A 24,953-nucleotide genomic window follows, 5' to 3' on the forward strand; every position below is an offset into this window, starting at 1 on the left:
TAAGAGATAGCAATTCTATCTCCAAACGTTTATTTTATGCCATAGTGACACTATTTTTTTTCAGAATGTGTTAATGCAGCCTTTACAAATGCCACAAATAATGGATGTGGATTTGCAACTGTACTCTTGTATTCTGGATGGTATTGTACACCTACAAACCATGGATGATTTGGTAATTCAATAATCTCTACAAGTCCTGTATTAGGATTTGTTCCTGTTATTTTCATTCCAGCTTCTTCCAATTGACTTCTATACGCATCATTAAACTCATAACGGTGACGGTGGCGTTCTTCTATAATGTCCTTTCTATATACATCCTTTACGATACTTCCGTCTACTAATGCACACTCCCATGCACCCAAACGCATTGTTCCCCCCATATCAGTAATGCTTTTCTGCTCTTCCATTAAATCTATAACTGGATGTGGGGTATCAGCATCCATTTCGGTGGAGTTCGCTTTCACGAAAGCGCATACATTACGGCCATACTCTATCACTGCCATCTGCATCCCTAAACAGATACCTAAAAACGGAATCTTGTGTTCACGAGCATATTGTACAGCCTTGATTTTTCCTTCAATACCACGCTCACCAAAACCAGGAGCTACTAATACACCGTCTAGTTTTGAGATTTGATTATGAATCACCTCATCACTGATATATTCACTATGAATACTCTCTACTTTAACCTTTACTTCATTTTCTGCACCAGCATGAATAAAAGCTTCCAGTATAGACTTATAAGAATCTTGAAGTTCTACATACTTCCCAATCAGTCCTATAGTAACGTGTGATTTTGGATTTTTATGTTTGGTCAAAAACTCATTCCAACGGGTAAGTGTAGGAACTGTTGATGCATCTAAATCTAATTTTTTAAGCACAATAGTATCTAATCCTTCATCGAGCATTAAATTTGGGACATCATAAATAGTACTTGCATCTATAGATTCTATTACAGCTTCTTGTTCTACATTACAAAAACGTGCTAATTTAGAACGTAAATCATCATTAAGTGTATGTTCTGTACGGCATACTAAAATATCTGCCTGAATACCACTTTCCATCAGTGTTTTTACACTATGTTGCGTAGGTTTTGTCTTGAGTTCACCTGCTGCCGATAGATACGGGATTAAAGTTAAATGAATTACTAAAGAGTTACTCTTTCCTAATTCCCATTTAAGTTGACGTATACTTTCTATATAAGGTAATGATTCAATATCACCTACAGTACCTCCTATTTCTGTAATAACAATATCAAAATCTCCACTCTTACCAAGTATTTGGATACGTTCTTTGATTTCATTAGTAATATGAGGAATTACCTGTACTGTTTTTCCTAAAAACTCTCCGCGACGTTCTTTATCTATAACACTTTGATAGATACGGCCTGTCGTTACATTGTTTGCTTGAGAAGTAGGAACATTTAAAAAACGCTCATAATGTCCTAGATCAAGATCGGTCTCTGCGCCATCATCAGTCACATAACACTCTCCGTGTTCATAAGGATTAAGTGTTCCTGGATCTATATTTATATAAGGATCTAATTTTTGAATTGTTACGCGATGTCCTCGTGCTTGTAGAAGTTTTGCTAGCGATGCTGCTATAATACCTTTACCTAAAGAAGATGATACTCCGCCCGTTACGAAGATGTATTTTGTGGTTGCCATTAATGGAAATCTATGATTCGTTTACGGGGTGTAAAGGTACAGAATTTTATAGGTAGAAATGGAATTTTTAAGGGTTATTTTTAGCCGAATTCATAATTTATGATACCTCATATGATTATTAATTGAATAGTAAGCGTATACCTTTTGGTTCTTTAAATTTAAGAACTAAATTATTAGAAAATTTATATTTTAAGATTATAAATTGTAATATAGCGTGTATAACTAACCATAATCAAAACTATATGAACAGATATGTAGAAGCTTTTAAAAAGTATGCGGAATTTAGTGGTAGATCTAGAAGGTCAGCATATTGGATGTTTGTATTGTTCAATATATTATTTTCTATTGTAGCATTGGCACTTGATTATGTATTTGGAACTGTCATGCGAGAGTTTGGATTTGGTCCTATATACATATTATATGGACTTGTAGTTTTTATACCTGGATTAGCACTTAGTGTGCGTAGACTTCACGATGTAGGAAAAAGTGGTTGGATGCTACTTGTTGGGATGATTCCTTTAGTTGGTCCTATTTGGTTACTTACACTATATGCTACAGAAGGGGAATCTAGAGACAATCAATATGGCCCTGATCCAAAAGGAACTTCTTCTTCAAACTTAGGAATTACGCATGGCACTACTTCTGAAACAAGATCAGGACTATCTTCAGGAAGTGATAATATTATCTTATTTATAGTGGTTTGGCTTGTCTTCTCAAGGCTCTTTTACTTTTTAATTCCTTTATTTAATATTGATTTTTATTCTACGGGAATCTTTAAGATCGTTAATATTATATTTTCTATTGTTTGGGGTGCCATTCCTATATTATTAGCATTATCTATAAAAGACAAACAGAAACAAGTCATCCTTTTTGTACTTGCGGGTGTATATGTTATCATGACTATCATTGAAATCATACAAAACTTTACCGGAAGCTTTTTTTACTAAATCCTTCATTAATACATTTAATTTAAGTCCACTTATTTTAATAGCAGGAAAAAACAAAAAAGCCAGAACATCAGTTCTGGCTTTTCTAATATGTATTCTTATGTTTTACAAGAAGTGCATTACATCTCCAACGATATATGCTAAACAGTATAAACGGAAAATTCCATAAAATTTGTGCTTCGTAATTACAAATTTTATGGAATAAACACCCAATAATTAGGTATAGAAGGAAAACTAAATTATACGTTAAAAAGGAAATGCATCACATCACCATCATCAACAATATATCCCTTCCCTTCTACACCTAATTTTCCTGCTTCTTTTACTTTGGCTTCACTACCATAGGTAACAAAATCATTATATTTAATAACCTCAGCACGGATAAATCCTTTTTCAAAATCTGTATGAATGACACCAGCTGCTTGTGGTGCAGTAGATCCTATATTAATCGTCCAAGCACGTACTTCTTTAACACCTGCTGTAAAATACGTTTGTTGATTTAGAAGCTTATAAGCACTACGTATTAATTTTGCACTCCCAGGTTCATCAAGACCTATATCTGCAAGAAACATTTGGCGCTCTTCATAATCGTCTAATTCTGTGATATCTGCCTCGGTCCCTACAGCAAGTACTAATACCTCTGCATGTTCATCTTTTACGGTTTCTCGTACTTTATCGACATATGCATTTCCATCTACAGCACTATTTTCATCTACATTACATACGTACATTACAGGTTTATCTGTAATAAATTGTAATGGTTTTACATACTCTTCTCGTGCATCATCGTCTATATCTATAGCGCGTACAGAAACACCTCCCTCTAAACCTTCTTTCAGTTTTATAAGAATTGCTTCTTCTGCTTGCGCTTCTTTATTTCCTGTGCGTGCAGCACGTTTTACTTTATCTAGTTTTTTATCTACTGTTTCTAGATCTTTTAATTGTAATTCAATATCGATTGTTTCTTTATCGCGTATTGGGTCTACACTTCCATCTACGTGTACAATGTTATCATTATCAAAACAACGTAATACGTGCAAAATCGCATCGGTTTCACGGATGTTTCCTAAGAACTGATTTCCTAACCCTTCTCCCTTACTAGCTCCTTTTACAAGTCCTGCAATGTCAACAATCTCTACCGTTGCTGGTACTACGCGTTCTGGATTTACAAGTTCTTCTAATTTCTCAAGACGTGGGTCTGGTACATTTACGACTCCTATATTAGGCTCGATGGTACAAAACGGAAAATTGGCGCTTTGTGCTTTAGCATTAGATAAACAATTAAATAATGTTGACTTCCCAACATTCGGCAATCCTACGATTCCTGCTTTCATAATAGATACTTCAAATGATTATGTATACGCTTTCGCGAAAGCGGTCTATTAACCAACCACTTTTTTTCAAGATGCAAAGATAATAGGAAAAAGAGAGATTATAACGATTACTTATAACCAAAAAAGACGAACTCGTATACAAAAAGAAAAGCTTCAATTATTATTGAAGCTTTAAAAACGAATTAGACTAAAATATTATCTCTGTATAGCATCAGCAGCGCATTGTAGCGCACATCCAGCTATAATAAATTGGTTAGCTATTGTACAACCTATAACAACGATTGGATTTTCTGTACATTGTTCGATAGCTTCTGATATACAGTCTTCAAAACAACCCTTTGTTTGTATTTGCCATTCTACTCCCGCCTCTTTATCTGTATTAGTTACTGTAAATTCTGAAAAGACTTGATGTACCATATTACGAAGCTTAAAATTCACATTATTAGTACCTGTTATTGTTTTACTTTCTATAATTAGAATTTTATCAACTTGATTATCTACAACCGTAAAAAATAATTCATCCTGATCTACTTTCCCAATTGTTAAATCTGTATTATTTGAGATATCTACTGAGTATAATACCTGTTCATTTTCTTCATACTTTATTAAAGATTTATTCATCGCAATCTTATCTAAAGAAGGATAATTAGTTTCTATGTTTTCAAAAAAATCAGTAGAAAATAAAAGTTGAACTTCAGGTTGAAATTGTGAATTTTCATCAAAATCTGACTCTGTTTCACAAGCAGTAAAAGCCAATAACACTAAAAATAACGTGAATAATTTTTTCATTATAATAACATTTTATGGGTTAATAATGATGAAAAGTATTTTTAAAAATATAAGTGTAAAAAAAAAGGAAGTTTTAATGTATAAACGCTCTTATTATTTTCAAATTTGAAATATGACAGTACTTATTTATTACTATTTACGGTCACCTCTCCTACGGCACCATACCATTTTGTAATGGTATTTTCTGCTGGTTTAAAACGTGGCGTAAAGTCTACATTTGTAGAAGCTCCTTTTGCAGTGGTACGCGTATGCCACTGCCAAATATAGCATCCAGCAAACCAAGGTTCGTCCCATAGTTTTTGAAACATCGCTTCATAGGCGAGCTGTTGGGTTTTATCAGATTTTTTTTGGGTAAGTGCCCCTGTTAAAGCACCCCATTCCCAAGGAGCAATGGTAGCTGTCGCATCACTTCGGTATCCTATTTCTGTAAATAAAATAGGCATCTCATATTGTTCTGAGGCATTCTTTAATGCTGTAATATGAGCATCCCAACCAGCTTTAATAGTTTCTAAGTCAGGCTCTTCCTGAGTTGTTAACGGAAAATAGGCCTGCACGCCTATATAATCTAACTCCTTCCAAAAAGGAATATCTTCAATAGGGTCATCCCAATTGGATGCATAAGTTAATTTCCCCGAGTAGATTTTTTTGATTTCTTTTATAAATGGTAGCCAAGCTTCAGGTTGATGTTGAATTGCTGTACGTAACTCTGTACCAATACAAAATAAAGGAACTTCCATTTTTGTAGCGATACGTGCATACTGTAACATTCGTTCCTCATAGCTTTTAAACCAGATCTCCCAATCTTCCTGAGAAAGTTCAATATTAGAACGCCAGCCATCTCTTAGCCAAATATGTGGTTTTAAATGAACTCTAATATCCCGTTCTTGCAATCTGCTAATGTGTTTCATCGTGACAGAGTCTCGACGAGACCAAACACCAGGGGTTACGGTTCCACCTATTCTATTTGTTGTTTCATCTTGTTGGTCTATAAATGGAATCACAGTAACCCATTCTATATTATCCTTTATAATATCTTTAGTGGCTTTCTGCACATCTTCCTTATCATAAGACCAAAATACACTCATCCCCCTATGTTTACCATCTATTGCATATAGGTTTGTGGCTTTCTGAGAAGTATTTTCTATACTATAATCCCAAGTATAGTTAAAGAACTCTGCGCTATTCAATGAGATCATACCTTTAATGCTTATATAAATAACAAAAATTGGTATTACCAGTGAGAAACTAAATCGTTTTAACGCTAAACTCCATCCTTTTTTCTTAAATCCACGCACTGCGTATCGTATACTAATAAACAATACATATACTAGTAAAAAGAATATGTGAAATAGGAAAAGAAAACCTTTTGAAGGTACAAAGGTTCCTAATGTTTCAATGGATTGCTCAAAAGATATATTAGCTCTCCAAATACCTATATAATAGAACAAGAAAAACACTCCCCAAGTACATAGGTATAGTTTTAAAAGCGTACGGAAAGTTTTCTTATCCATGGTAGTTTTCTAAAAAGGCATGCTACTTCTTAGAAGTTTATCCCTATTAATTGTTACAATTCTATTAAACAACATCTAAAAGTAGAAAAAGAAATAATCACTTCAAATGCAACACGAACTAAATTACTTTTATAGTATAAGTATTTGTTTCTAAGCTTTCAAAAACTCTTAACGAATATATATTGCTACACCTGAAGAAAAAAGTCTTTTATCATTTCATTTTTATATCGAATTAATATTAAAGTAAAATTGCAGGTAAACATTTGTGGTTTAAGTAAAACTTTATCGGAAATCACTTATTTTTTAGCTGCTTATTTTCTCTTTACGGCCAATTAATTTTAAACCATTTAATTATGAAAAAACAAAATCTTAAGTCTCTTAACCTTAACAAAATGACTATTTCCAATTTAGATAGTAAATCTATAAAAGGAGGGGATAATAGTATTAACCATCCACTATGTCCATCTCTTGGAGAAAACTCTTTTGCTTCATGTTTGCAAGGGGTATGTCACACAGAGGTTTTCTGCTCAAGAAATTGTGAGACTGGAATTTGTATTCCTGATTAGCAGCAATTGACAACAAGCGAACTTAGGTTCGCTTGTTATTATATAACAGTAATCTACTTCAGAATATGAAGCTTTTTGGTGTTATCAAAACATGATTACCTCCCCTTTTCAAGAACTCGATCTATAGCGTTTGTATATGTTGGAAATGTAATCAAATTATTATGCCCCCCATCAGGAATAGTGATAAATTCTTTAGAAGCAGTTGTTATTGTATTGAATAATTTTTGTCCGTGCTCATAAGCAACAACGGCATCTTCTGTACCATGAAAAACCGTAATAGGGCAAGAAACATTCCCAATAAATGTATACGTAGGCATCCTATATTTTAATAATCGTTTTACAGGAAGCCATTTAAAACGGGAAACCGCTTCATCTTCTATACTGTAAAATGGTGTTTCTAATGTGAGGTTTTTAGGATTGTTTTTACTCGCTACATAGGTTGCAAATGTGGTTCCTAAACTTCTACCATATACATGAATTTGTGATTCTTCATAGTTCGCTTTCGCGAAAGCGTACCAAACCTCACTATCATCATATAATGCTTGCTCTGGCTTAGTACTCTTACCAGAACTAGTTTCGCTTTTTCCATAACCACGATAATCCATCACAATCACAGCATACCCTTTTTGAGTAAAAAACTGTGTAATCTCACCCCAACGTCTCACACTGCCTGCATTACCATGATAATATACAATCACGCCTTTGGCATTTGCAACAGGAAAATGAAGTCCATGAAGTTGTACTCCTCCTTCTCCTTCTTGATATATTTCTTCAAAAGGAACATCAAATTCAAAAACATAATCTTTTGGTAATTGTTCAGGATGAAAGAGCATACTCTCTTGAAAAAAGTATAATCCCCCACATAAAATTCCATAAAGATTCCCCAAAATAAACAACAGGATCGCTCCTCTTTTTAGTGTACGCTTCATTGCATAAATTTATAATACAACAAAGTAACAGTTTTTAAAAGGAATAAAAAATAACACCCCAGCTTATAAAATTATAAACTGGGGGTGTTTGTTTGTATTTAAAAATGATAATTAAGGTGCTATAATTTCTGGTGAATCTTCAGTTACAGTAACTGTTTTATTACATCCTGCCCCCGCTGTACAAGCAGTACATTTCCACTTTCCACTATCCTCATCTTTTTCTGGATCACAACCTTCTAAACAATTAAAGCCTTTACATTCAACAGTTGTTCCAAAACGTACCATCTGCATACTACCATCTTTATCTTTGATTATTTTTACTTCTGAAGCCATTTTAATTGTTTTATCATCACTTATAGCCATGAGTATTAAGCCAGACGTTCCGTTTTTCTGTAAATCCCCTGTAACAATAGAAATATTTTCAAAAACCACTTCATCCCCTTTTTCTCTTTGTAATTGTTCCCATTCTTGCTTTAATCCTTCTTCATTATAAAAATGATATTCCCCATCTTCAAAAACACCTATTTTATGTACTGATAACTCTTCTGTTTCAATTGGTTTTGAATTTTCATCTGTTGTACATGAAAATAATACTGTACAAACAACACACATAGCAACTAATATTGTTTTTATTTTATTCATAATAGTAAAGTTTAAGTAATTCCTACTCTATAATGGCTTTTCGGTTACGCCTTGATATATACCTGATCAGAGTATTATTTTGTTTGACAAATATCTATAAGAAAGTAAAGGATCTACAAGGGATCTAATTCGGTTTTCATGAAAACATATAGGAATATTCATGAAAGTTGATATCAAAAAAAAGAAACGTAAACTGTTAATACCTACGCATTCTTACGCTTTGTGTTATGAATCACCTTAAAGCTAGAGCCCTCTAAATCAATCTTCTTGGATGTAGAGTGAAGAATTTCAGTAAGCATTTTATGATAACTCTCAAAATTATTGAGGTTTTTATGCCCTCCATCAATGACTGTATACAACTTGGTAAGCTTAGGTTTAATCTTAGAGAGCTTTACACTGGTTTTATATGGAATCAATTTATCATCAGTACCATGAATAATATGAATAGGGCATTGTACATATTTAAGCCATTTATACGTTGGTAAAGGGTATTTTATAAGCATTGATAAAGGCATAAATGGTGCATATCGTGCTGTCACTTTGGTAAGGCTGTAATAAGGTGCATCTAAGATTAACATCCTTGGGTTATTTACAGAGGCAATTTTGGTGGCAAGTCCAGAGCCTAGACTACGACCATATAAAATAATATGCTTCTCATCTACATGTTCTCGTAGCTTATTATAAATTACTTGTAAGTCACGTTTCAATGCTTTTTGATTACGACGTCCTGTACTTTTCCCAAATCCTCTATAATCCATCATCACCACATCATATCCATTACGTGTAAAATCTACTGCAAATTTCCCCCATCCTTTTATACTCTTAGAATTCCCTTTAAGGTACAAAACAACACCTTTAGGTTTCTCAACTTTAAAATGAAGACCATTGAGAATAGCACCATCTCTAGTTTCTATATTATATTCATCTACTTCTTGATTTTCATAAAAGAATTGAAAATCTGCAGGCAACTTTTCTGGTTTAAATAAAAAGTAATCCTGTAAGTAATACAATAGTATACTTATAATTACATATACGATGAGTACAATAAGTACTATAGGTCCCCAATATGACATGCTTAAAGGTAGCAAAAAAGCATCAACTATACAGCCCCATTATTTTGAAGTATTTCTTACACTTTCGTGAAAACATATTCAGGAGAAATTATACTTAAATAGACAACATATAAAAGCGTTGTAACTTCATATAAACGTTAAATTCTTTAACACAAAACCCCTTTTATACACAAAGGGAGAGTCGTACATTGTACCCCTCTAATAAACAAAAAAATGACTTTACAAAAATCTTTACGACTAGCGTTTATGGCAATCATATGTGCTAGTTTTTTTATTGCTTGTACAGAAGGAAATGATAGCACTGGTGGAGACGCCGAAGATAGCACATCACTTTCTGTAGATTATGAAAAATACGAACTTGAAAATGGACTTGATGTTATCTTACATAAAGATAAAAGTGATCCTATTGTTTCCCTAGCTATTCAATATGGTGTAGGATCTAATCGTGAAAAAACAGGACGTACAGGGTTTGCACACCTTTTTGAGCATATGTTATTCCAAGAATCGGAGAATGTACCACAAGATCAATTCTTTAAAAAGATACAAGATGCTGGAGGAACATTAAATGGAGGAACTTGGAAAGATGGTACCATCTATTATGAAATAGTACCAAACAATGCGATGGAAATGGTTATGTGGTTAGAAAGTGACCGTATGGGATACCTTATTAATACAGTAACTGAATCTGCTTTTTACAACCAACAAGAAGTTGTTCAAAATGAAAAACGTCAGCGTGTAGATAATAATCCTTACGGACATACAAACTGGGTACTAGACAAAAACATCTATCCAGAAGGACACCCTTATAACTGGCAAGTAATTGGGGAATTAGTAGATCTTCAAAATGCTACTATTGATGATGTAAAAGAATTTTATGCAAAATACTACGGTCCTAATAATGCGACACTAGTACTTGCTGGAGACTTTGAGACTGCAGAAGCAAAAGCAATGATCGAAAAGTATTTTGGAGAAATCAAAAGAGGACAAGAAGTTCCTAAATTGAAGCCACAACGTGTTACACTTGCTGAAACAAAGAAATTGTACCATGAGGATAATTTCGCGCAAGCGCCACAATTACATATGGTTTGGCCTACACTTGAGCAGTATACTGATGATGCATACGCATTAGACTTCTTAGCAGAGATTCTTTCTGATGGAAAAGAAGCACCTATCTATGAAGTACTTGTTAAAGAAAAAGAATTAACTTCAAATGCATTTGCATATAACAATGCACAAGAATTAGCAGGAGAGTTTCACATTATTGTAACTGCTAGTGCTGGAAAAGATCTTGACGAGGTAGAAGCTGGTATTTTTGAAGCTATGAAGCGTTTTGAAACAAATGGCATTCCTGAAGGTGATGTAGACCGTATCAAAGCAAGTCTTGAAACAGATTTCTATAACGGAATAAGTAGTGTATTAGGAAAGTCTTTCCAAATGGCACAATACAATGTATTTGCAGGAGAGCCTAGCTTTATAGAAGACGACATTAAAAATATCAAAAAAGTTACCGAGGCAGATATCATGCGTGTATACAATACATACATAAAAGAAAAGCCATATGTATTAACTAGCTTTGTTCCTAAAGGGCAATTAGATCTTATTGTTGAAAATTCTGAAAAAGCGCCTATCGTAGAAGAAGCGATTACAGAAAATGTAGCTAAAGAAGTAAAAGACTTAGAAACTGAAGTTGTAAAATCAGAATCAAGTTTTGATCGTTCTGTAGAGCCTGCACAAGGGCCTGCACCAGCACTTAGCATTCCAAGTAGCTGGACTGCCGAATTATCTAACGGAATGAAAGTATATGGTATCGAACAAAACGAAATACCTACTGTAAACTTTAATCTTGTTATAGAAGGAGGTCATTTATTAGATAATAAAGAAAAAAATGGAGTAGCTAACTTAATGACTGACATCTTAATGGAAGGAACAGCTACAAAAACACCAGCAGAATTAGAAAAAGCAATTCAAAGCCTTGGTGCTAGTATCAGAATGTTTACAGGACGTGAGTCTATCGTGGTACAAGGAAATACATTAACACGTAACTTTGAAGCTACTATGGATCTAATAGAAGAAATTCTACTAGAACCACGTTGGGATGAAGAAGAGTTTGGACGTATCAAAACTGCTACTATTAATGGTATAAAGCGTTCAAGTGCAAATCCTAATGTGATTGCAAATAGAGTGTATACAAAAACATTATATGGAGACGATCATATTTTCTCATACCCAACAAGTGGTACAGAAGCTTCTGTAAACGCATTGACGATGGATGATTTAAAAGAGTTTTACAACAAAAACTTCTCACCATCTATTAGTAGATTCCATATTGTAGGAAAGATCAAGAAAGAATCTGCTTTAAATGCCTTAAAAGATTTAGAAACAAAATGGGCTGCAAAAGAGGTGACCATACCTACGTATGAAATTCCTGAACAAAGAAGCAACTCTTCTTTATTATTTGTAGATGTACCTAACTCAAAACAATCGGTGATCAATATCGGATACTTAGGCTTAGCACGTACAGATAAAGATTTTTATCCTGCCGAAGTAATGAATTATAATTTAGGAGGTGCTTTTAATGGAGTTGTAAATAGAATTCTTCGTGAAGAAAAGGGGTATACCTATGGTGCTCGTACTGGCTTTAGTGGTACAAAAATACCTGGAACGTTTACTGCTTCTTCAAGCGTACGTACCAACACTACAGGAGAATCTGTACAAATCTTTAAAGACGAAATTGAGCGTTATAAAGAAGGTATTACTGCAGAAGACCTTGAGTTTACTAAAAATGCACTGATTAAATCTAATGCACGTCGTTTTGAAACACAAGGTGCTTTATTAGGCATGCTACAAGAGATGAGTGCTTATGGCTTATCTCCAGATTATATAGAAGGAGAAGAGGCTACTGTACGTAATATGACGTTAGAGCAGCACAAAGCACTTGCAAACAAATATCTAGATGAGTCTAGAATGGCATACTTAGTTGTTGGAGATGCTGCAACGCAATATGCACAATTTGAAAAAATGGGATTTGATGAAGTAAAATTACTAGATAAAGATGGTAATGAAACGACTTTAAAACCTGTAAAGCAATAATCGTTTTTTAACGATACATAAAAAGGGGCATCGATATGATGTCCCTTTTTTTTTCCTTGAAGAAAGGAATCTGTTTCTTTTTTTGGCGATTAAAAAAGAAAAGAATGAATCTTGAGATTCCTATTTTTCGTTTCCCCGACCCTAAAGGAAGCGAAAAATAAAAACGGTAGTACTTAAGAATATACTCGCCTTTTAAGGATAGGAGAAGAAAAACATGTTCAGCTATGTAGAATGAATACTGAGATTCCCGCCTTCATGGGAATGGAAAGAAGACCTCTGATTAAAGTTTATCCTGAGTAATAGTCAAAGGACAGGAATAAAAAACATATTTTAAGTACCTTAGTCTTTATCATCAAACACTAGATACGCTGAAACTTTTCGAACACATTAAAAAACATCCTGTTCTTATTATTTCTATAAGTCTACTCCTCCTTTTTGCGGGATTTGTGGTTGTAAATACGGCAGGGTTTTATACTAGTATCGAGCATGCCTCCTTATGGGTTCGTAAATGGTTTGGACATTTTTACCTCTATCTAGGATTATTTTGTGTGCTCTTTATATTGATATTAGCGCTTTCCCCTTTCGGGAAACAAAAATTAGGCAACGCAACCGATGTTCCAGAGTTTTCACGTTGGGCTTGGATTGCCATGCTTTACAGTGCTGGTATGGGTGCTGGTATTCTCTTACGAGCCGTTCAAGAACCTGTATTTATGCAACAAAACCCACCCATACAGACAGGTGCTTCATCTAATATCATTGCATTAGAATACACTTTTTACCAATGGGGATTTACCGCTTGGGCATTTTATGGCCTCTTTGCACTAATTATAGGTTACTATTTATTCACTAAAAAACGTTCTGCTCTTATTAGTGCTTCTATACAAAGCATCACGACGCATCAACTACCCAAACACAGCATTGATATTTTAGCGACCATTACCACTGTTTTTGGACTCGTGGGTGCTGTAGGATTAGGAACTACTCAAATTAATGGAGGATTGAACCATATCACACAAGGAGATTTTGGGCTTTGGACAACCATTGGAATTACCCTGTGTATCGCTATTCTTGCTTTCTTTTCTGTTTGGAAAGGAATGCATAAAGGTATCAAACGTATTTCGACACTTAATATATGGATCACGTTGGCGATCCTGCTGTATGTATTTGTTCAAAGTGATATGGTGGCAGTTGTATCCGCTTTCGCGAAAGCGGTCACACACTACATCAAAGATTTTATTCCACTAAGTCTTGCTATCGGATCCTATGATCCTGGCGAGGCCTTTTTAACCGACTGGACCTATTATTATTGGGCATTTTGGCTTGCTTGGGCTCCGTTTACAGGTATTTTTATTGCCCGAATCTCTCGTGGAAGAACCATTAGAGAACTGTTACTGGGTGTCTTGATCATTCCTGCGATGGGTACATTTTTTTGGTTTAGTGTTTTTGGCGATAGTGCATTTACCATCATAGAAAATTGGGGGACGTATACCAACGAATTTGGAGATGTATTTTCTTCCATATTTGTATTTTTTGAAAACTACCCTTTTGCGAGTGTACTCAATGTGATTACCATGATCTTATTAGTAAGTTTTTTAGTCACTTCGGTAGACTCTGCGGTATTTGTATTAAGCATGTTTACTGACCACGGAAACCCAACACCCAAACGCAGACACCGACTTATCTGGTCAATAGGAATTGCAGTATTTGCCATTGCAATGATTCTCTTGGGTAATGCCCGTCCAGAAATTAATGTGCTAGTTGCTCTTCAAAAATTATTGATCATTACCTCCCTCCCATTTGCCTTATTTATGGTGGTTATGGTTATAGTATTTGTAAGAGATATTGTAAAGAAAAAACATACATAAACTACTCTACTACCTACTAAATCTAGTACAAAGCCTTGTTTACTCATCCAAACATTGTCTTCCCTAATTTATCGTATACTTCATATGGGTTGTCTCCTACATTTGATAGAAATCATACGCAACCATTAGCTATACCCAAATATGAATACATTAAAAATAATACTACTTTGCTTTTTATTAGGTACGCCACTTACTGCCATTTCTCAAAGCGGATTTAGAACAATACGTAGCGCCGAGAATACTATCGCAGAAGGAAATTTTAAAAAAGCATTAAAACAATTAAATAGAACCGAAAAATCAAATTATGGATTTTGTGGAAACGTGTATCTAGAAGCAAAAGACCAAATTAACATTTTGCGCGGTGTAGCTTATTTAAAAAGTAAAAATTATGAGCAAGCTCGTGCAAGTCTTGATGCCATCCCATGGTTTGGACAACGAAGGGATATTGATTCTCTAAAAGTCTTAAGCTATCAGGAACAGCTTGGAACAAAATACCTTCGCGATAGAATTGATGCTGCCATACCATTTTCAATGGTAGATTGTAGCACAGACGACTGCTATGCTTTCATACCTATTGCAGATAAGAATATGTCATTAAAGTTTAAAATTAGAGAAGACTTTGCACTTTATTTATTTGAAGAAAACCCAGAGAAGCGAAATGAAATATGGATTCATTTTTTTCTCAAATCAAATGCATATAATTTCATTAAAGGAGAAAACGAATAACTATTGTATATTGTAGGTATTACTTTTTAAAAGCTGAAAATCACATAGTTCATTTATAAAGGAAAACCTTTAGAAAAGTAATTTAAAGTAGCTAATCTGTATGAAGTTGTAACATACTTCTCATTTGTAATTAATTAGAAAATGAAGACAATACTATTTTTCACATTAAGCCTAATTTTTCAGTTTACATTTTCACAAACTGAAAAATCTGAAGAACTTTATAAAGAAGCTTATCTATATATTACAAAGGGAAAGTATAACAATTCAATTCAATTATTATCTCAAGCAATTGTACTAGATAGTTTAGGAAACTGTGGCACAGGAATTAATGGAAAAGCTCAAAATGAATTAGGATATGCAAATATGCGCATCCAAAACTTTGAATTAAGTAGGGATTTTTTTGACAAATCTATACAATTAAACCCTAGAAATCCTGATCCTAGAGTAAATAAAGTGGCTTCTTATATTTTAGAAAATAACATTGAGAAAGCTAAGATTGAATTAGATTTGTTCATTAAAGAACTTCCAGGATATCCTTTAGCCTATTGGCAAAAAGGAAACATTTTAGAGAATGAAGGTAACATCGAACAAGCACTTTTTGAATATAAAAAAGCAAGAGCATTTAATAGGCAATTAAACATACTCCCTGAATCTATAATTAAAAAGCTTGATGAAAAATTAAAAAATAATTAAACATCATAGAAACTATGAAAGCTTATGCGCAGCTAACTCTCCTATTTGTTATATTCCTACTCGTTAGTTGCAAAGAAAATACAACAGAACAAAAAGTAGTCAAGTCAAAAACACAGATTGAATTAAAAGAGCCAAAAGATATTCCTGTAGATACTATTGGCAGTAAAAAGAAGGTAGAAGTACCAAAACAGTATAAGCATAAGTTTGTGATAGCAAGATCTGGCTTAAATTACAGAGATGCACCAAAAGGAAATATATTAGGTAAATTTCCTTTAAACACACAGTTAAAAATAATTGAATATCCAAAAATCACAGATCAAATAAAAGAGGGAGAAACAATTATGAATGGTGAATGGGTAGGTGTCGAAAAAGATACAGATACTGTCTATGTATTCAACGGGTTCTTATCATTTGATTATGTGACTTCAGATATTAAATTATATCTAGCTTCCTCCTACTATAAAGAACAAGAAGGTACTATAAGAACGGCCTTTATAAATGTCTCTGAAACCTATTTTGAAAATAGATATAACGAAAGTAATGATGATAATGAAAATAGTATCCTCACTGAGGCTAATTTAAAAAAAGATACCATACGACTTACTAAAAGTCAGCGAAGTAAGTTTCTTAAATTTTCAAATATCTCAGAATCAGATACGGCTTACATCTATTCCATAGCTGATGGTAATGTAGAAACACTTCCCATCAAAGATCTACCAGTCATTGCGTGTATGAATATTTACGGTTCTTATAATGATAATCTAAATCAAGAACACGACTATGAGTTTGGATTTGATTTAGGTACTAATTCCTATGGGGAATTTGTTTTTATTGGAAAAAACAACCCTTTTCATACCGAAAAGCTAACACCCATTATCTGGAAAAAAATAGATACTCAAGACGTCCAAAAAGAATTCAATCCTGATATTATAACAGATCATAGAAAGCGTTGGTTTAATGGTTATGAAGTAACGGCATCATATTCATTTTCGAAGGATCATCTAACGTATTATATTCAGGATTTAACAGTTAACAAAACAATACATAGATATCTCATTGTAGTAAATACAGATACAGAAAAGATTGTTTTCGAACATGTTTTAATAAACTCGGAAAGCACCTATTTAGTTCCTTTAAGAATAACAGATAGTACTGAAAACTATAACGGTCAATGGACAGGAAAGCTATTTAAAAATAAGGAAGCGGTACTATTTGGGTTTTTAGGATACAGTTTTGGTTGTCCTTCTATTTCGATTTTAGATACGACAGAACCACCTATACGTATACTGTGTGATAATAGGCACTAAAACAAAATCTTAATCAAAAGAATCGTCATAATTCTTTTCTCTTAAGATACGCTATCTACAAAAATCAACCTGAAGACGCTCGCAATATTCGTAACAGTAAAAAAATGAATTACAGTTTTTAAATGTGACAATAAAGGTAGAATTATAAATTTGGCTAATTACTTAACTGAAAGGTTAGTGCTTGAAAATCTGCTACTATTCTTATACTAGACTGTTATGCTCAATTCCTTCTATAAAGAAACCCTATTAATTTCTTTGGCTTTGGAAAGACCAACTAGATAAAATTATTGATGAGTATAAAAGAATGATGGCCTTAAAGATTTCCTTTCAGCAATTACCGGAAAAGAATAACGCTCTACAACAGAGAACTGAGACAAATCAATTCAATACGTTATTATATCACTTTACGCTGAATGTATTGATGTATCAAAAATACAGGTAAAAATACCCTACTATAGAATAGTGCAAAATAGTACTTTGCCAATCTATATAACGAATTATCTCTAAAAGAGACATTGTACTATAGACTTCACTTAAATCCCTATAAACTCATGAAAGCGAACAACGATTCTCAAACGTATGCGATATTTTTCTCTAATCTGGAAGAATCTTCTGAAATTAAACGAATTGCATTACTCAAAAAATTCACTGCTGATGGTTTGAGCTCTACTATCGAAGTTCAGGAAGACTTTATTTTTGAACAATCACATTTCCTTTCTGCAATTATCATTGTAAAGGCTTCAAATAAAGAAGTAATCGAAGAATCACTAAAGCCATGTATAGGAACATTCAGCTATAAAGTAACAGCGATCACTTCATATCAAAAGGATTCTTCTATTGCATTTGCTAATCAATGTGTAGCTATTGGAGGAAAAGATCTTACTGAAATAAGCATACCAGATCATATAGCTGTTAGGGTAAAAGCGAAAATAGACTTACCAGAAGACAGTCCATATAGCTGTCTATTTCTTCTACAAGTGGATGCCATACACAAGGCGCATGAGTTTGCTACTGCACTAAATGTTGATAATGCCATGCATATAAATGAAGTCACACATATGACTGACTACTTTGAGTATATATCAAATAAAAAAGAAGAAAGTAGCTATCCACAAATTGTCAACCAAATTGACAATCGATCTACTACTTCAACTACCATAGAAAATAAAGGAAGTGCTGCATATTATGCAGATGTAGCAAGTCCCGTTGAATATATAAATTTAGTCTCTGATAGACATCCTATTGCTTCTGGAAGCAAAGTCCCTAGCCGAGGAAAAAATTATTTTTGGAAATCCCTTTCTGGAAAAATTGAGTATAAAATAGGTAAACGTAGAGGTCAAGGGCAATTCGCAAATGTTTATTATTCACCAGCCAGTATTGATACAAATTGTCCTTTTCCTGTGGCCAGTGAATCTATCTATGCAAATGAAAATCTTGAATTTAATCTCAACACTAAAGATAATTTTCATATAACTTCTGATTTTTACACAAAATTACATGGCATACTTAACACCAAAAATTATGATGATCATTGGCCTGAAGAAAATTATGAAGAGGGAAGTGATAGATACTTAGTCTATGCATATATTCTAGAGCAGTTAAAAATTAGAGGTTATAAACTCCCTCCAAACCAAGGAACATTAAAAGCTGACTTGATATCACAAATAACCTATCCTCAAGATCAATCTTTTTCTGAAGATGCATTTAAAGAAGTAAGTGATCATTTAAGAACTGAATGTGATTATTTTGAGGAATCTGCTAAGTGGTACGGACCTAAAGGTATTATGTCTGCAATCACAGAGACTATTGCAGAGGTTTCTACAGATGATCTTATTGCAGCAGCAGGTTATATGAGCGTACCTCCTGAAACTTCCAAACTAACACTTTTTCTAGAGGTCATATTTAAGGAGATAACTTCAATCATTAGTGTAATTCCTGATATTGGATCTCCAATAGCAGGCGTCATTAGTGCTGGTATGTCTACCATTACAGAAATTCTAAAAATGAGAGATGAAAGCACTTCCATCGAAGCGAGCATCGCTGATATGGCACTTAAGTTGACAGACTATTTAGCGATTCTAAAAGAAGCTCAGGATATAAATTATAAAGAGATTAATGGGAACTGGGGGAAATTAAAACGTTTTGCTCTTTTTTCAATAAATAAAGAAATAACAGCTGATCATTTAGGTGTTACTTTCTCTAAACAAGGGTCTATTGCTCCAGAGAGTTTTGTAAAAGGTCTTGCCAAAGCTTGGAGAATTATTATTTACAAAAATTTGTTCCAAACAATCCACAAGGCTGGTTGTACAATGAACACAACTAAAACGATTCCTGCGCCCAACCCTTTTAATCCTTCCAAAAATCAATATTCGTTTACATATTATCTCAAAGGTTCGTTTAGTTCTGTATCCGATAAAGTAGTAGATGGATACATTACATTTACTTGTTCTTCTAATGCTCCAAAAGAAGCACTTCATGATCTTTTTAGTCCAGATAGACTTGACCAAGATCCTATCCCATTTTTCTTTGGATTAAATGGATGGCCAAAAGTAAAACCCTATTTCTATAACTCAGATAACGGAGATCCAATTATAAAGAGAATATTCATCTAATATATGTTGAATAGAAAAAGACATACTCCATTTTGGTATAGGTACATGATCAAATTCTGAAATAGAAACTCTCATTAATTCATTACAAAAATCATCTTAGAAAATAATGATTTTATGAGAATTTATAAATCAAAATATAAATAAATATGCTTTTCAAAATGATGATAAACGTGGTTTTTGGTAAAAAACAGGAATTCACATTAAAATAGAACAACCAACAAATCTTTATACAAAACCCAGTAGCATTTTTCGCGAAAGCGAAATGATTTTACTACCTTTCCATATGAAAACTATCAAAAACCAATCTACTCATATTTGTAATCCTGTTCAATCTATCACAATGTAAATGGAATTAATACTAATTATCTTAACGGGATGTATCGCTGTAAGTATTTTTGATTCATTAGGTGCTATCTTATCAAGGGTTTTAAAATTTAAATATATATGGTTAACATTTGGCTCAATTATAATTTATGGCATCGTTGCTTTTTATGCTGCAAAATCTAATGGTCTCTTGATTGGAGTTATTGCCAGTGGTATTATTGGAATTTTTGATGCTACAGTAGGTATGTTGATTTCAAAAAAACTTAATGCAAATATTCCTAAAGAAGATATCGCAAATATGAGTATTACTCCTAAATTAGTTTTTTCAATAGCTGTCACTGCTTCAGTTATAGGATTAATTACAATTCTCTTGTTTAATTAATTTACTGAATAATAGTAGCTACAATAATAACTACTCTTAAAAGAATATAGTGCTATCCTAATCGCTGTAATTCGTCATTTTGATGTATTGATAAATTATAAATAATTATTTTTTTGAACTTATCAATATCATACGGCTTTAGGATAATATCATTCATCCCAGCGTTAAAAATTTGAGCTTTTTGATCTTCTATCTCAACAGCTGTTAAAGCAATAATAGGAATTGATTTATTAAATTGTCGAATTTCTATAGTAGCATCAAATCCATTTTTAATAGGCATATTAATATCCATTAAAATTAAATCAAATATGTTTTCTTTTACAAGGGCTACTGCCTCTTCTCCATTTTGCGCAATAGTACACATCACATCTTCATTTTCAAGAATCTTTTTTGTGACTATCTGATTTATTCTATTATCCTCTACTACAAGAATTTTTTTCTTAACGAGTTGTTTAAAACTTAAAATAGAAGTAGGCTTAATGGTATGTAACTCATTAGAGATTGTAATATCCAAACAAAATGTAAATGTTGTTCCTTTTCCTAATTCACTCTCTACAAAAATTTCACCTCCAGCTTGTTCTACCAGTTTTTTAACAATAGGTAATCCTAAGCCAGTACCTTGGTACATAGAAGACATGGGATCTATCTGTGTAAATTCGTTAAAAATCTGATGCAGTTTATGTTTTTCAATACCTGGTCCAGTATCACTCACTGTAAATTGAATCTTAGCTTTTTGAGAAGACTGTTCTACATTTTTAATTGTTACTATTATTTTACCTTTTTCAGTAAATTTAAAAGCATTTCCTACTAAATTCATTAAAATCTGAGATAGTCGTACAGGGGCACCAAATAATAAAGAAGGAACATCTTTATCTATTTGAATTTGAATTTCATTTTGATTCTGTAACCTTACATATTCAAAAGAAGACACAATCGTAGAGGTAAGTTCTCTTACATCAAAGGTAGTCTCATCTTCAGTAAAACTATTGTTTTCTATTTTATTAAGATGTAATAAATCATTTACTAAAGCTAACAGGTAATTTGCAGAAAATTTTAATGACTTCAGGTCTTTCTCATGTTTCTTTAAGTCATTATTTTCAAGCAAAATAGAACTTAAACCTACGACTCCATATAAGGGCGTCCGTAACTCATGACTGACCGTTGCAAAAAATTTTGATTTTACTTTGGCAAGTTCGTCACTCTGTTTTTTTGCAGCCAAATATTCTACATTTTTATCTTTTAGGTCTGTAATAAGTTCCTTTCGGTCCAGATTAGATTTATATGTCTGCGCAAAAATGATACAGATAAAAATTAGAATGGCTAGTATCACAAAAATTAATAAGGTTTTACTATCTGCTTGCTCTTCTAATAATTCTTTTTCTAATTCTTTAGATTTGATCTGATCTTTAAAACGTTCGGCATTTAATTTTGCTGTTGCAGATTCAATAATATTTTTATTATCATCTTTATCTTTCTCTATTTCATACATTTCTAATTTTTTATCAATCTCATAAACCCCTTTATAATCCTCTTTCATTGCTAAGGCTTCTTTGTATCCTGTATACCCTTCAATCAATGCTTCTTTAAATTCATTAGCAGGAGAAAGAGCTATAGTTTGCTTAAAATTTTCTATAGCTTCATCTGGTTTATTTAATAAAAGAAGCATTCTTCCTTTATTATGAAGGTGACTCGCTTTAAAATGAGGAGGATTATTAAGACGATTTAGATAGATTTCTGTTTTATCTATATGATAAGCGCTATTTTTTGCATCTTTTACTTCATTGTAAGCTCTTGACAGATTATGATGTAAAATAAATAGCCGCGTTGTGTCGTTTAAGCGTGATGCAATTTCAATACTTTCTAAGTAAGTACTTATCGTTTTACGTTGATAACCTTCCATAGAATAATAGAGGTTTGCAAGGTTACCTTTTGATGCTAAAATAAGTGAACTATCCTTCTCTTTTTCTGCTTCATTTAATGAGTTAAGAAATAACTTCTTAGCTCTTACCGTATCCTTAACAGCTAGTAATGTATTACCTATAACAGATCTCACTTTATGTATGTGCGATTTATCATCACTTTTCGCTGCTAGAGATAATCCTTTTTCACTATAAATTAAAATGGGAGCATAATTCAAATTATAATGCTCTTCTGTCATCCAGTCAATCATTACTTTAACATGCGTAGTCACCTCAATATTAGTAGAATCTATTGAGATTTCAGGTAATTTATCTATGATAGAGTTTATGGAATTTGAAGAAATATCAAAATCAATACTTTGTTCTTGACTAAAAGAAAATAGACTACAGAAAATAGCTATCAAAAACAGCGCTTTATTTAAGAGCTTCATATCAATTATAAATAATTTAGGGAATATAATATTATTTATACAAAAAAAAAAGCAATATATCGTCACTATTATGTTTTTAATCGACATAACCAACCAATCAAGTTAGTAAATGTTAAAAAAAAGAGACTCATTCAACTATCTATTTGATATGCGTCTTACAGACTTTACAAAATCGTGTCTCACTAAAAAACTGTATCTAAAAACCTATAAACTAACATATTCTAAAAAAATATTCTCTATATACGCTTTCGCGAAAGCGTACTCAGAAAACATACCATATAGTAGAAACCTTCATGACGCCTTTTAGAGTTTGAGGAAAAGAATAGTGATTTTGTAGTAACGCTATTACGCAAAGGGTATCGTTTATATCACGTTAGTAAAAACATTTTATATACTATACAAGTCCGTTTTCTTTTTATATTTTAGATGTCTATCTGCTATTGATCATAATTCGTATTAAATAGCTGAAAATTAAACGTGCATAATGACTGAAAATAAAGTAATCGATCATATTAAAAGAATAACTTCTACATTGCTAAAGGAACCATTACAACACGATGAAGTGGTAAAAAACATTAATGAAATTCATTCTCATTTTAAGCAAATTACAGAGATTACGGGATACGATACTAACATTGAGCATTTAGCTGCTATTCCTACTGCAAAAGGAAGTGCACTTGGACTAAACTATGCCGCACAATGTTTGGTAGATTACAAACGAACTGTAAAATTCTTAAAAGGTATTATTGCTGCTATCAAAGAAAAACAAGCAAAACATCCAGGTGAATTGATACAGATATTTTACGCTGGATGTGGTCCATATGCAACCCTTTTTACCTTAACAGCACCTCATTTTACGCCTGAAGAAGTACAATTTACATTGTTAGAAATTAATGAAAATTCAGTTGATGTTGCCAAAAAATTAATCCATTCACTAGAATTAGATAACTACGTTCAGGAGTTTTATGTAGCAGATGCCGTGACTTTTAAAATTCCGAATCCTACTACATTTCATATGGTGATTAGTGAAACCTTAGATGCTTTATTGTATAGAGAGTGCTATGTCCCTATTGTATTCAATTTGTTATCTCAAGTACGTAAAGATGTCACGCTCATTCCAGAAAATGTAGTCATAGAAATGTCTTTAATAAAGGATATTAAAGAAGATCAAAGCTTTAAAGAAAAAAGGATAGAAACAGTCTTAGATGTTCGTAATACGATCACGCATCATGGTGACCATCAACTTATGCCTGCTCAATTACCTGATAAAGAAATTGATTTAAGTGTATTAGATATAGATACCTATGAAGGTATATTATTAGACACCAAAGTTCATGTGTATCATGATATTTGGTTAGATAGAAATGAATCCTCATTAACGCTACCGCTTAATATTGCACTAAACAAACCCGTTCTAAGCAAGTCAGCTATTTTTACCTATTATTTAGAACCCGAAATTGAATTAAAATGTACGTTTCAATAAACGATTAATGTGTCTATTGTTGTTTATGTAAAAACGTTGCTATCAATGCAAGATTGGGATTTAATAGATGAAAATTTAAAGAATACTACGTAGAAATAAATTGTATAGGTAACTAACTTCTGTATAAAATATTATGTGCCAATTTGATGAAAATTTTGTGCTATGTACATGTTCAAATGATCTATCTGAAAAAGATATCGACTGGAAATTAAGAAGGCGTATCCCTAACACAAGTAATTTAGAAACATGGTTATTAAATAACCCTCCTATAGAATTACTTAGCAGTATAGGTGGTATGATGTATATTCCTGATAAATTTAAAACAATAACTCCAGACGTAATAGATTACCATTATATACAATTAGAATCTGTGTTTGATAGCTTTTATGAAAATGAAAAAAAATTGAATAAATTAAGAAACCAGAAAAAAATTGAATACAAAAACACAAGTTTTTCTATTCAATTAGAATTAAATAGGAAAAATTGCTTTGATAAAGTCATTCCTATAAAAGAAATGGATACGTTAACTATTAGGTTGGATAAAGAGTTGAATGTATGGGCTAACTTTATGTACAAGAAGTCAAAATGGTTTGTAACTCATATATTATCAAGTGATGAGGATCATGATGAAATTTCAAAAGGAATCGTCAAAAAAATCTAACC

19 protein-coding genes are annotated in these 24,953 nt (G+C 32.7%); 11 read left to right on the forward strand and 8 right to left on the reverse strand.

Annotation, left to right across the window (positions count from 1 at the left end; translation table 11 throughout):
* Window positions 1-50: 50 nt before the first annotated feature.
* Window positions 51-1,667, reverse strand: coding sequence for a CTP synthase (locus Q1A01_RS12555; RefSeq protein ID WP_299681184.1), 1,617 nt, complete (start codon window positions 1,665-1,667; stop codon window positions 51-53).
* A 242-nt stretch (window positions 1,668-1,909) separates the two neighbouring features.
* Here Q1A01_RS12555 and Q1A01_RS23910 point away from each other — a divergent pair, with 242 nt between their 5' ends.
* Window positions 1,910-2,614 carry a DUF805 domain-containing protein gene (locus Q1A01_RS23910; RefSeq protein ID WP_366520097.1) on the forward strand — a complete coding sequence of 235 codons (705 nt, stop codon included), beginning with the start codon at window positions 1,910-1,912 and terminating at the stop codon, window positions 2,612-2,614.
* Between the two features lie 239 nt (window positions 2,615-2,853).
* On the opposite strand, the gene ychF is transcribed toward Q1A01_RS23910, so the two are convergent.
* From ychF to Q1A01_RS12590, 6 genes are all read right to left on the reverse strand, one after another.
* Entirely contained in the window at window positions 2,854-3,948 is a 1,095-nt protein-coding gene (gene ychF / locus Q1A01_RS12565; RefSeq protein WP_299681187.1) for a redox-regulated ATPase YchF, read from the reverse strand.
* Between the two features lie 195 nt (window positions 3,949-4,143).
* Window positions 4,144-4,737, reverse strand: a complete 594-nt coding sequence (locus Q1A01_RS12570; RefSeq protein WP_299681189.1) for a hypothetical protein — start codon at window positions 4,735-4,737, stop codon at window positions 4,144-4,146.
* Between the two features lie 122 nt (window positions 4,738-4,859).
* Window positions 4,860-6,248: a hypothetical protein gene (locus tag Q1A01_RS12575; protein WP_299681192.1), complete on the reverse strand. Its 1,389-nt coding sequence runs from the start codon at window positions 6,246-6,248 to the stop codon at window positions 4,860-4,862.
* A gap of 661 nt (window positions 6,249-6,909) precedes the next feature.
* The gene (locus tag Q1A01_RS12580) at window positions 6,910-7,743 is read right to left on the reverse strand and encodes an alpha/beta hydrolase (RefSeq protein ID WP_299681195.1); all 834 of its coding nucleotides are present in this window, start codon (window positions 7,741-7,743) and stop codon (window positions 6,910-6,912) included.
* 111 nt (window positions 7,744-7,854) lie between these two features.
* A complete protein-coding gene (locus Q1A01_RS12585) occupies window positions 7,855-8,385 on the reverse strand; it encodes a hypothetical protein (RefSeq protein WP_299681198.1) in 531 nt (176 codons plus the stop codon).
* Between the two features lie 203 nt (window positions 8,386-8,588).
* Complete coding sequence (locus Q1A01_RS12590) at window positions 8,589-9,458, reverse strand: alpha/beta fold hydrolase (RefSeq protein WP_299681201.1); 870 nt, start codon at window positions 9,456-9,458, stop codon at window positions 8,589-8,591.
* Between the two features lie 213 nt (window positions 9,459-9,671).
* Between Q1A01_RS12590 and Q1A01_RS12595 the strand changes: the two genes are divergently transcribed.
* The 7 genes from Q1A01_RS12595 (at window position 9,672) to Q1A01_RS12625 (ending at window position 20,457) form a co-directional block, all read left to right on the forward strand.
* Window positions 9,672-12,548 (forward strand): pitrilysin family protein, encoded by a 2,877-nt coding sequence (locus tag Q1A01_RS12595; RefSeq protein ID WP_299681203.1) that lies wholly within the window; start codon window positions 9,672-9,674, stop codon window positions 12,546-12,548.
* A 410-nt stretch (window positions 12,549-12,958) separates the two neighbouring features.
* Window positions 12,959-14,413, forward strand: a complete 1,455-nt coding sequence (locus tag Q1A01_RS12600; protein ID WP_366520098.1) for a BCCT family transporter — start codon at window positions 12,959-12,961, stop codon at window positions 14,411-14,413.
* Between the two features lie 141 nt (window positions 14,414-14,554).
* A complete protein-coding gene (locus tag Q1A01_RS12605; RefSeq protein ID WP_299681206.1) occupies window positions 14,555-15,139 on the forward strand; it encodes a hypothetical protein in 585 nt (194 codons plus the stop codon).
* Window positions 15,140-15,280: 141 nt separating this feature from the next.
* A complete protein-coding gene (locus Q1A01_RS12610) occupies window positions 15,281-15,832 on the forward strand; it encodes a hypothetical protein (protein ID WP_299681209.1) in 552 nt (183 codons plus the stop codon).
* Between the two features lie 14 nt (window positions 15,833-15,846).
* Window positions 15,847-17,139, forward strand: a complete 1,293-nt coding sequence (locus Q1A01_RS12615) for a hypothetical protein (protein ID WP_299681212.1) — start codon at window positions 15,847-15,849, stop codon at window positions 17,137-17,139.
* A 551-nt stretch (window positions 17,140-17,690) separates the two neighbouring features.
* Window positions 17,691-19,751 carry a hypothetical protein gene (locus tag Q1A01_RS12620; protein WP_299681215.1) on the forward strand — a complete coding sequence of 687 codons (2,061 nt, stop codon included), beginning with the start codon at window positions 17,691-17,693 and terminating at the stop codon, window positions 19,749-19,751.
* 346 nt (window positions 19,752-20,097) lie between these two features.
* Complete coding sequence (locus Q1A01_RS12625) at window positions 20,098-20,457, forward strand: hypothetical protein (RefSeq protein WP_299681218.1); 360 nt, start codon at window positions 20,098-20,100, stop codon at window positions 20,455-20,457.
* A gap of 52 nt (window positions 20,458-20,509) precedes the next feature.
* On the opposite strand, the gene Q1A01_RS12630 is transcribed toward Q1A01_RS12625, so the two are convergent.
* On the reverse strand, window positions 20,510-22,807 hold the full coding sequence (locus tag Q1A01_RS12630) for an ATP-binding protein (protein WP_299681221.1): 2,298 nt from the start codon (window positions 22,805-22,807) through the stop codon (window positions 20,510-20,512).
* A 109-nt stretch (window positions 22,808-22,916) separates the two neighbouring features.
* Between Q1A01_RS12630 and Q1A01_RS12635 the strand changes: the two genes are divergently transcribed.
* From Q1A01_RS12635 to Q1A01_RS12645, 3 genes are all read left to right on the forward strand, one after another.
* A complete protein-coding gene (locus tag Q1A01_RS12635; protein ID WP_299681224.1) occupies window positions 22,917-23,114 on the forward strand; it encodes a hypothetical protein in 198 nt (65 codons plus the stop codon).
* A gap of 177 nt (window positions 23,115-23,291) precedes the next feature.
* The gene (locus Q1A01_RS12640; protein WP_299681227.1) at window positions 23,292-24,290 is read left to right on the forward strand and encodes a phytanoyl-CoA dioxygenase; all 999 of its coding nucleotides are present in this window, start codon (window positions 23,292-23,294) and stop codon (window positions 24,288-24,290) included.
* Between the two features lie 133 nt (window positions 24,291-24,423).
* A complete protein-coding gene (locus Q1A01_RS12645) occupies window positions 24,424-24,951 on the forward strand; it encodes a hypothetical protein (protein ID WP_299681230.1) in 528 nt (175 codons plus the stop codon).
* Window positions 24,952-24,953 lie beyond the last annotated feature (2 nt).

It is taken from the genome of uncultured Dokdonia sp. (genome assembly GCF_947492815.1).
Classification (GTDB): Bacteria; Bacteroidota; Bacteroidia; order Flavobacteriales; family Flavobacteriaceae; genus Dokdonia.